Here is a 9,698-nt window from a genome sequence, read left to right as displayed (position 1 = left end):
CTCTTCCTCTCGGTGCGCCCCTACCCGCCCGCCCCCCCCCGGGGGGGCGGCGACGCCGGCGCCCCCCCCCGCCCCCCACCCCCCCGGGTGGGCGCCGCCGGTGGCGGGCGGCCCACAGCGGCACGTGGCGACGCGCCGGCCCCTGGGGTCAGCGGGCCGTCCGCGTGTGCACGTACTCCACGAGACGGGTCAGCGCGTCCGGGTCGGTCGTCGGCAGCACCCCGTGACCGAGGTTGAACACGTGGCCCTCCAGGCCCGCGGCGGCGGCCAGGACCTCGTCCGTCTTGGCCTCCACGGCCTCCCGCGACGAGAACAGCACGGCCGGGTCGAGGTTGCCCTGGAGCGCCTTGCCGGGGCCGACCCGGCGGGCCGCCTCGTCGAGCGGGACGCGCCAGTCGACGCCCATGACGTCGGCACCGGCCTCGCCCATGAGGCCGAGCAGCTCGCCCGTACCCACGCCGAAGTGGATGCGCGGGACGCCGTAGTGGGCGACCGCGTCGAAGACCTTCGCCGAGGCCGGCATGACCGAGCGGCGGTAGTCGGCGGGGGCGAGGGCGCCGACCCAGGAGTCGAACAGCTGGACGGCGGAGGCACCGGCCTCGATCTGGACCTTGAGGAAGGCCGAGGTGATCTCGGCGAGGCGGTCGAGCAGATCGGCCCACAGCTGCGGGTCGCCGTACATGAGCGCCTTGGTGTGCTCGTGGTTGCGCGACGGACCGCCCTCGACGAGGTAGCTCGCGAGGGTGAACGGGGCGCCGGCGAAGCCGATCAGCGGGGTGGCGCCGAGCTCGGCGGTGAGCATGCCGATGGCCTCGGTGACGTACGAGACGTCCTCCGGGGTCAGGTCGCGCAGCCGGTCCAGGTCGGCACGGCTGCGGATCGGTTCGGCGACGACCGGGCCGACGCCGGGCTTGATGTCGAGGTCGACGCCGATGGCCTTGAGCGGGACGACGATGTCGCTGAAGTAGATCGCCGCGTCGACCTTGTGGCGGCGCACCGGCTGCAGGGTGATCTCGGTGACCAGCTCGGGCCGCATGCAGGACTCGAGCATGGGGATGCCCTCGCGGACCTTGAGGTACTCGGGCAGGGACCGCCCGGCCTGCCGCATGAACCAGACCGGCGTGTGGGGCACGGGCTCGCGCCGGCACGCCTTGAGGAATGCGGAGTCGTACGTCTGCGGCTGGTGCTTCGTCTGCTGCCCCTCGGGGCCGTGGTTGGCGCTCACGCCCAGAATCTTCGCATGTGGCGAGAAGCCGCTCGCCCGGCCCGGGTGTCCCTCCCTGCGCACGGGCCCCGTTCCGCCTACTCTTCCCCGCATGGCTGCGGCTCAGGGACATTTTTCCGATCATTCCGACGGCATTCGAGGGACGAGGAAGACGGCGGGCGACAGGGTGGATCCCACGGAGAAGAACCCGGTACCGGTCGCGTTCCGGCGGGCGGTCGAGGGGCTGCGCGCGGCCCGGCTGCGGCCGGAGATCGAGGTGGACCCGACCCGGCCGCCGCAGCGGCTCGCGCCGTACGCGTACGCCCTGGAGGCGGCGGTCGTGGAGGGCGAGCAGGACCTGGCGGACGGGCGGCTCGTGCTGCTGCACGACCCGGCCGGGCACGAGACCTGGAAGGGCACCTTCCGGATGGTGACGCTGGTCCGGGCCGAGCTGGAGCCGGAGATGGCGGCGGACCCGCTGCTGCCGGAGGTCTGCTGGTCCTGGCTGACCGGGGCGTTCGAGGCGCGCGGCCTGTCGTACGGGGAGGCGGGCGGCACCGTGACCATGGCGGGCTCGCACTACTTCGGCGGGCTCGCGGAGCGGCGTCCGGCGACGCAGATCGAGATCCGGGCCTCGTGGACGCCGCAGGAGGGTCCGGCCGGGGTGCCGGACGCGGGCGCGCACCTGGCGGCCTGGTGCGATCTGCTGTGCCAGGTGGCGGGGCTGCCGCCGGTGCCGGTGGAGCCGGGTGACGGCGATACGGGTCCGGGCGCGGGGACGACGTCGGGGGCGGGGATCGTCTCGCTGCCCCAGCGGCGGGGACCGCAGCAGCTGTAGGACGTGTCTTCCTGCGGCGTTTTTCGGACACTTTCGGGTGCGGAACGCGTGAGGCTCGTACGATGATCGATCACGCGTCCGAATTGCCCCAATTGTTACTCACCAAATCGTGATCTTTCCCTAAAGGCGGGCGGCCCAGCTGCCGAAGGACTCAGTGACCCCTTCAAAGCACGGGTTCGCCCCCGGCTTCTTCCCCGAGCCGGCTCCGTCCCGCACCTTCCCCAGGAGGCCTGGTGTCCGTTCTCCTCGAGCAGCCCGCAAGCCTGGTCGCCTACCGCCCGAACAAGCCGACGGCCATGGTCGTCGTGGCCGACCCGCGCGTCCGCTCCACCGTCACCCGCCACCTGTGGGCGCTCGGCGTGCGCGACGTCATCGAGGCGTCGTCCATCGCGGAGGCCCGTCCCCGCGTCGGCAACCCGCGCGACATCTGCGTGGCCGACGTCCACCTCCCCGACGGCAGCGGCCTGACCCTGCTGTCCGAGACCCGCGCCGCGGGCTGGCCCAACGGCCTCGCCCTCTCCGCCGCCGACGACATCGGCGCCGTGCGCAACGCCCTCGCCGGCGGCGTCAAGGGCTACGTCGTCACCGGAACCCGCACCAACATCGGCCACCCCACCCGGCCCGGCGCCGCCCCCATCGGCTCCGCCGCCGCCCGCCTGGGCCACCGCCGCCCCCCGGGTGCCCCGAGCCACCCGGGCGGCTACCGCGAGCTCTCCGGCCGCGAGGTCGAGGTCCTCAGGCTCGTCGCCGAAGGCCAGTCCAACAAGGCCATCGGCGTCTCCATGGGCCTCTCGGCCCTCACCGTGAAGAGCCACCTGGCCCGCATCGCCCGCAAGCTGGGCACCGGCGACCGCGCCGGCATGGTCGCGGTGGCCCTGCGCACGGGGATCATCCACTGAGCGCCGGGGCCCCGCACGCGGGGTGAAGGCAGCGGACAGCTGTCGACGGAACGTTCCTCTGCATCCGGGCCGGTCTCCGACGGGTCCGGATGTTCCGGCTGTTCCGTCGCCGGGTCCTTGCCATTCACAGATACCCTTGACAGGTGACCGACGCCCAAGACACCGCGAGTGACACCGCACTGCGAACCACCGGGGGCGCCCCCTCGGACGACGACGTCCCTGCGCATGGGCTGCCGATCCCGCTGCTCGAACCCCGTGAGGGCATTCCGCCCGTCGTCGAGACCGAGGACGCCCTCGCCGAGGTGATCGCCGCCTTCGCCGCCGGCCGCGGCCCCGTCGCCGTCGACGCCGAGCGCGCCTCCGGCTACCGGTACGGGCAGCGCGCCTATCTCGTCCAGCTACGCCGTGAGGGCGCGGGCACCGCGCTGATCGACCCGGTGGGCTGTCCCGACCTGTCCGGGCTCGGCGAGGCGCTGGCCGGCACCGAGTGGATCCTGCACGCCGCGACCCAGGACCTGCCGTGCCTGCGCGACATAGGCATGGTGCCGACGCGGCTGTTCGACACCGAGCTGGCCGGGCGGCTGGCCGGGTTCCCGCGGGTCGGTCTCGGCGCGATGGTCGAGTCGGTCCTCGGCTACGCCCTGGAGAAGGGGCACTCCGCGGTCGACTGGTCCACCCGCCCGCTGCCCGAGCCCTGGCTGCGGTACGCGGCGCTGGACGTGGAGCTCCTCGTGGACCTGCGTGACGAGCTGGAGAAGGAGCTCGACCGGCAGGGCAAGCTGGAGTGGGCGCTCCAGGAGTTCGACGCCATCGCCTCCGCGCCGCCCGCCCCGCCGCGCAAGGACCCCTGGCGCCGTACGTCGGGCATGCACAAGGTCCGCCGGCGTCGTCAGATGGCGGTGGTGCGCGAGCTGTGGACGGCCCGCGACCGGATCGCCCAGCGGCGCGACGTCTCGCCCGGCAAGGTGCTGAGCGACGCGGCGATCGTCGAGGCGGCGCTCGCGCTGCCGCCGAACGCGGGCGCCCTGTCCGCCCTGCCCGGTTTCGGGCAGCGGATGGGTCGGCGTCAGCTGGAGCAGTGGCAGGCGGCCGTGGACCGGGCGAAGGCCCTGCCGGACGCCGAGCTGCCCCAGCCCGGCCAGCCGGTGGCGGGCCCGCCTCCGCCGCGCGCGTGGGCGGACAAGGACCCGGCCGCCGCGGCCCGGCTCTCGGCGGCGCGGACCGCGGTGTCGGCGCTCGCGGAGGAGCTGAACCTGCCGCAGGAGAACCTCATCACGCCGGACACCGTGCGCCGGGTGTGCTGGGAGCCGCCCTCCCCCGCCACCCAGGACACCGTCGCCGCGGCTCTGGCCGGCTACGGCGCCCGGCCGTGGCAGGTCGCGCTGGTGACGCCGCTGCTCGCGGCGGCGCTGGCGGCCCAGGCCTGAGCGCCTGCCGGACGCGAGGCGGAGCCCCCCGGTGCCGGCGCACCGGGGGGCTCCGTCGTGCGGTCTCCCTTACGGGGCCGGGCTCAGGTCGCCGTTCACGTTCATGTCGAAGACGCCCTGGGTCTTGCCGTCGACCTTGAGGTGCTTGAGCCAGTGCTTCGAGAGGTTGTGCACGTTCTTGTGCTGCTGCTCCCAGATCACCGTGTGACCCGCGCAGTCGAGCTTGACCATGAGCTTGTGGGCGCCCGTGACGGCCTCGTAGAGCGCGGGCACCGAGAAGTTGAGTTCCGGGTTGGAGCTGGGCGGTGACGTGTTCACCGTGGCGTCGTGCTCCCCGTACACGATCAGCACGGGCACGGTGCCGCCGAGGACACCGCCCTGCGCCGCCGTCGTCGCGTTCCAGCCCCATCGGACGAAGTTCCGGATCCGGTTGAGACCCTCCGGCGGTCCCCATGTGCTGCCCACGGGGTCGTTCGCCATCACCGCGGCCCAGGCCTTCTCGACGATGCCGAGTTCGCGCTGGCCGTCGCAGCCCAGTTCGTTGTTCCACGCGGACTCGAGACCCCATCGGGTGCCCAGGAACATCGGGAAGCCCGGCTGCGGGAGCGGGCTCGGCGGGTTCGAGGTGGCGTTGGGCGGGAAGACCGGCGCCAGCAGGAAGAGGCTCTCCACAGTAGTGGGGTTGTTCACGGCGTACGGCCCCATGGTGAGCGCCCCGGCGGAGTAGGCGATGAACGCGATCTTGTCCACGTGCCGCTCTCTGCGGATGTACTCCACGACGGTGTGCAGCTCGTCCCGGTCGCTGTAGGAGTTGTTCAGCTGGAACGCGTAGTGCGGCGGGCCGGCGACGAATCCCGGCGGTCGTGGCTTCAGGAGGTTCTGGTTGGCCGGGTTGGCGTTGCGCGGGTCGTCCATCATGGGGCGCGGCGACCGTCCGGAGCCCTGGAGGTCCATCATGAAGACGTCGTAGCCGGCCTGGGCCAGCTGCTCCCCCCAGCTGTAGGAGCCGTGCTGGAGGTCGAAGGCCGCCAGGGCCGGGATGCTCCGGCCGTGCAGCATGAGAACGGCCTTGCGCTCCGGGAGGTGTCCCAGGGGCGTGCCGTCGCGCTCCCGCACGAAGAGCTTGACGAGGTCGTCCTGGTTCGCGGGGACGGTGGACTTGTGGGGAACCTCGTGGTCCGTCGTGATGATCGCTGCCATGGGAATCCTTCCGCGCTCGGTCCGGTGGCCCGGCGCCATGGCGACGCCGGCCCGGTTCGATGCGTACCCGTCCGCACGGTCCGATCGCCGGTCGGAGCCCATCAGGACGGGGAAACCCTTCGATCGGACGGGCGCGCGAGGGGGCGCACGCGGAGGCTCCGGCCGGACATGCGGGGTGTGACGTTCGCCGCTTGGGGCGGGGGGACTGGGCAGCTTGGTTACCCGCAAGTAGCATGGGGGTAGCAAGCGCGCGCTTAGCCGCGTGCCGGGCCGCGCGCCCAGCAGCAGCAGTGCCATCCCGCACCCTGGAGGAGAGCCATCGTGCCTCGTACCGTCAGGGACGTCGTCTTCGTCGACGGCGTCCGTACCCCGTTCGGCAAGGCGGGCCCGAAGGGCATCTACCACGAGACCCGCGCCGACGACCTCGTCGTGAAGGCCATCCGGGAGCTGCTGCGCCGCAACCCCGGCCTCGACCCGAAGAAGATCGACGAGGTCGCCATCGCCGCGACCACGCAGATCGGTGACCAGGGCCTGACCCTCGGCCGCACCGCCGGCATCCTCGCGGGCCTGCCGCAGTCCGTGCCGGGCTACTCCATCGACCGCATGTGCGCCGGTGCCCTCACCGCCGTCACCTCGGTCGCCGGCTCCATCGCCTTCGGCGCGTACGACGCCGTCATCGCCGGTGGTGTCGAGCACATGGGCCGTCACCCCATGGGCGAGGGCGTGGACCCGAACCCGCGGTTCGTCAGCGAGAAGCTGGTCGACGAGTCCGCCCTGTTCATGGGCATGACCGCCGAGAACCTGCACGACCGCTACCCGACCATCACCAAGCAGCGCGCCGACGAGTACGCCGTGCGCTCGCAGGAGAAGGCCGCCAAGGCGTACGCCGACGGCAAGATCCAGCAGGACCTGGTGCCGATCTCGGTGCGCCGCACCTCCCCCGAGGGCGGCGAGACGGGCTGGGGCCTGGTCACCGCCGACGAGCCGATGCGCCCGGGCACCACCCTGGAGTCGCTGGCGAACCTGAAGACGCCGTTCCGCGTCCACGGCAACGTCACCGCGGGCAACGCGGCCGGCCTGAACGACGGCGCCACCGCCTCGATCATCGCCTCCGAGGACTTCGCCCGCGAGAACAACCTCCCGGTGAAGATGCGCCTGGTCTCCTACGCCTTCGCCGGCGTCGAGCCCGAGGTCATGGGCTACGGCCCGATCCCGGCCACGGAGAAGGCCCTGGCCAAGGCCGGCCTGTCGATCGAGGACATCCAGCTCTTCGAGATCAACGAGGCCTTCGCCGTCCAGGTGCTCGCCTTCCTGGAGCACTACGGCATCGCCGACGACGACGCCCGCGTCAACCAGTACGGCGGCGCCATCGCGTACGGCCACCCGCTCGCCTCCTCCGGCGTCCGTCTGATGACGCAGCTGGCCCGCCAGTTCGAGGAGCAGCCGGAGGTCCGCTACGGCCTCACCACCATGTGCGTCGGCTTCGGCATGGGCGCCACGGTCATCTGGGAGAACCCGAACCACAAGGACGCCGGAGGCAGCAAGTGAGCACCACCGCAGAGCTTCTGAAGGGCGCCGCCGAGCTCTTCCCGGACGAGGTCGTCACCTCGGCCCACGTACGTCACTTCGAACTCCCCGCTGGCGCGGGCCGGTTCGCGCTGATCACGCTGGACAACGGCTTCGACCACACCAAGCCGACCACCTTCGGCCCGCAGTCGCTCGCCAACCTGAACACGGCGATCGACCAGGTCGAGGCGGAGGCCGCGAACGGTGAGATCGTCGGCGTCGGCATCACCGGCAAGCCGTTCATCTTCGCCGTCGGCGCGGACCTCAAGGGCGTCGAGCTGCTCAAGCAGCACTCCGACGCGCTCGCCATCGGCAAGGGCGGCCACGACGTCTTCAAGCGTCTCTCCGCGCTCGCCGTGCCGACCTTCGCGTACTACAACGGCGCTGCCATGGGCGGCGGCGTCGAGGTCGGTCTGCACTGCACCTACCGCACCGTGTCGAAGGCCCTGCCGGCCTTCTCGCTGCCCGAGGTCTTCCTCGGCCTGGTGCCCGGCTGGGGCGGCTGCACGATCCTGCCGAACCTGATCGGCGCGGAGAAGGCCGTCTCGGTCATCATCGAGAACAGCCTCAACCAGAACCGTCAGCTCAAGGGCAAGCAGGTCTTCGAGCTCGGCATCGCCGACGCGATCTTCGAGGGCGCCGACTTCCTGGAGCAGTCCCTCATCTGGACCGCCGGTGTCCTGAACGGCTCCGTCACGGTCGAGCGTCCCGAGATCGACCGCGGCGAGGCCTGGGACCAGGCCGTCGCCAAGGGCCGTGCCATCGCCGACTCCAAGGTGCACGGCGCCGCCCCGGCCGCCTACCGCGCCCTCGACATCGTCGAGGCCGCCAAGGACGGCGACCTGCAGAAGGGCTTCGGCGCCGAGGACCAGGCCCTCGCGGACCTGATCATGGGCGGCGAGCTGCGCTCCGGCATCTACGCCTTCAACCTGGTGCAGAAGCGCGGCAAGCGCCCGGCGGGCGCGCCGGACAAGAACCTGGCCCGCCCGGTCACCAAGGTCGGTGTCGTCGGTGCCGGTCTGATGGCCTCCCAGCTGGCCCTGCTCTTCCTGCGCCGCCTCGAGGTGCCGGTCGTCCTGACCGACATCGACCAGGAGCGCGTCGACAAGGGCGTGGGCTACGTCCACGGCGAGATCGACAAGCTGCTCGGCAAGGGCCGCATCAACCAGGACAAGGCCAACCGCCTCAAGGGCCTGGTCTCCGGTGTCCTGGACAAGGCGGCGGGCTTCGCGGACGCGGACTTCATCATCGAGGCCGTGTTCGAGGAGATGTCGGTCAAGCAGAAGGTGTTCGCGGAGGTCGAGGCGGTCGCTCCGGCGCACGCGATCCTCGCCACCAACACCTCCTCGCTGTCCGTCTCGGAGATGGCCTCCAAGCTCCGGCACCCGGAGCGCGTGGTCGGCTTCCACTTCTTCAACCCGGTCGCGATCCTCCCGCTCCTGGAGATCGTCCGCGGCGAGAAGACCGACGACGCCTCGCTGGCCACGGCCTTCGCCGTCGCCAAGAAGCTGAAGAAGACGGGTGTGCTGACGAAGGACGCTCCGGCGTTCGTCGTGAACCGCATCCTGACCCGCTTCATGGGCGAGATCCAGAACATCATCGACGAGGGCACCCCGGTGGCCGTGGCGGAGAAGGCGGTCGAGCCGCTGGGTCTGCCGATGTCCCCGCTGGTCCTCCTGGAGCTCGTCGGCCCGGCGATCGGTCTGCACGTCTCCGAGACCCTGAACCGCGCCTTCCCGGAGCGCTTCACGGTCTCCCCCAACCTGAAGGCGGTCGTCGAGGCCGGCAAGCGCGGCTTCTACGTCTACAACGCGGAGAACGGCTTCAAGCCGGAGCTCGACCCCGAGGTCGCCGCGCTCCTGAAGCAGGGCGACGTCGTCCTGACCGAGGAGCAGGCCCGCGACCGCGTCCTCGACGCGGTGGCGCAGGAGATCGGCCTGATGCTGGAGGAGGGTGTCGTCGCCGAGGCGCAGGACATCGACCTCTGCCTGATCACCGGTGCCGGCTGGCCCTTCCACCTGGGCGGCATCACGCCGTACCTGGACCGTGAGGGCGTCTCCGAGCGCGTCAACGGCAAGCGGTTCCTGGCGCAGGGCGTCGCGAGCGTCCCCGCGTAACGCTGCCGCATAACCCGTACGGGTGACGGCCCGGCACCACGAGGGTGGTGCCGGGCCGTCATGCTGTTCCCATGGACCTGCTGCCCCTGCTGATCGTCGACGGTGCCAACGTGGTCGGGTCGGTGCCCGACGGCTGGTGGAAGGACCGGCGCGGGGCCGCGGAGCGGCTGCGGGACCGGCTCGCCGAGCGCGGCGGGCCGGAGGACGGGCCGTTCACCGGACCGTACGAGATCGTGCTCGTCGTCGAGGGCCGGGCCCGGGGCGTGGAGTCCGTGCCGGGAGTACGGGTGGAGGACGCGCCCGGCAGCGGCGACGACCTGATCGCCCGGCTGGCCCGGGACGCGGCCGGCCGGCCGTGCCTGGTGGTCACGGCCGACCGGGAGCTGCGGCGGCGGGTCGAGGAGGCGGGCGCGGACTGCGTCGGCCCGCGGAGCCTCCCCTGAGCCA

Annotated in this window: 8 protein-coding genes; 6 read left to right on the top strand and 2 right to left on the bottom strand. The window is 72.0% G+C overall.

All coding sequences use genetic code 11. The annotated features are described in order from the left end of the window. Nucleotides 1-148 precede the first annotated feature (148 nt). Nucleotides 149-1,225, bottom strand: coding sequence for a uroporphyrinogen decarboxylase (gene hemE / locus ACFVGS_RS27755; protein ID WP_385694238.1), 1,077 nt, complete (start codon nucleotides 1,223-1,225; stop codon nucleotides 149-151). Nucleotides 1,226-1,316: 91 nt separating this feature from the next. On the opposite strand from hemE, the gene ACFVGS_RS27750 reads away from it, so the two are divergent. From ACFVGS_RS27750 to ACFVGS_RS27740, 3 genes are all read left to right on the top strand, one after another. Next, the gene (locus ACFVGS_RS27750; RefSeq protein ID WP_384421970.1) at nucleotides 1,317-2,042 is read left to right on the top strand and encodes a DUF3000 domain-containing protein; all 726 of its coding nucleotides are present in this window, start codon (nucleotides 1,317-1,319) and stop codon (nucleotides 2,040-2,042) included. Nucleotides 2,043-2,275: 233 nt separating this feature from the next. Continuing rightward, a complete protein-coding gene (locus tag ACFVGS_RS27745) occupies nucleotides 2,276-2,941 on the top strand; it encodes a response regulator transcription factor (RefSeq protein ID WP_017242457.1) in 666 nt (221 codons plus the stop codon). Nucleotides 2,942-3,084: 143 nt separating this feature from the next. Continuing rightward, nucleotides 3,085-4,368 (top strand): HRDC domain-containing protein, encoded by a 1,284-nt coding sequence (locus tag ACFVGS_RS27740; protein WP_384421972.1) that lies wholly within the window; start codon nucleotides 3,085-3,087, stop codon nucleotides 4,366-4,368. Between the two features lie 69 nt (nucleotides 4,369-4,437). On the opposite strand, the gene ACFVGS_RS27735 is transcribed toward ACFVGS_RS27740, so the two are convergent. Further along, nucleotides 4,438-5,568: an alpha/beta fold hydrolase gene (locus ACFVGS_RS27735; RefSeq protein ID WP_384421974.1), complete on the bottom strand. Its 1,131-nt coding sequence runs from the start codon at nucleotides 5,566-5,568 to the stop codon at nucleotides 4,438-4,440. Between the two features lie 321 nt (nucleotides 5,569-5,889). Between ACFVGS_RS27735 and ACFVGS_RS27730 the strand changes: the two genes are divergently transcribed. The 3 genes from ACFVGS_RS27730 (at nucleotide 5,890) to ACFVGS_RS27720 (ending at nucleotide 9,694) form a co-directional block, all read left to right on the top strand. Continuing rightward, complete coding sequence (locus tag ACFVGS_RS27730) at nucleotides 5,890-7,116, top strand: thiolase family protein (RefSeq protein WP_384421976.1); 1,227 nt, start codon at nucleotides 5,890-5,892, stop codon at nucleotides 7,114-7,116. After that, nucleotides 7,113-9,251, top strand: a complete 2,139-nt coding sequence (locus ACFVGS_RS27725; RefSeq protein ID WP_385694233.1) for a 3-hydroxyacyl-CoA dehydrogenase NAD-binding domain-containing protein — start codon at nucleotides 7,113-7,115, stop codon at nucleotides 9,249-9,251. Before ACFVGS_RS27730 ends, ACFVGS_RS27725 begins: the two co-directional genes overlap by 4 nt. Nucleotides 9,252-9,322: 71 nt before the next feature. Beyond that, entirely contained in the window at nucleotides 9,323-9,694 is a 372-nt protein-coding gene (locus ACFVGS_RS27720) for an NTP pyrophosphohydrolase (protein ID WP_384422720.1), read from the top strand. Nucleotides 9,695-9,698: the final 4 nt, after the last annotated feature.

This window comes from Streptomyces sp. NPDC127114, assembly GCF_042677525.1.
In the GTDB taxonomy this organism is placed as follows: Bacteria; Actinomycetota; Actinomycetes; order Streptomycetales; family Streptomycetaceae; genus Streptomyces.
This window is presented reverse-complemented; position numbering and strand designations above follow the sequence as displayed.

Coding starts and splice junctions, on each gene's coding strand:
- ACFVGS_RS27720 (WP_384422720.1), top strand. CDS start 9,323: ATGGACCTGCTGCCCCTGCTGATCGTCGACGGTGCCAACGTGGTCGGG.
- ACFVGS_RS27735 (WP_384421974.1), bottom strand. CDS start 5,568: ATGGCAGCGATCATCACGACGGACCACGAGGTTCCCCACAAGTCCACC.
- ACFVGS_RS27750 (WP_384421970.1), top strand. CDS start 1,317: ATGGCTGCGGCTCAGGGACATTTTTCCGATCATTCCGACGGCATTCGA.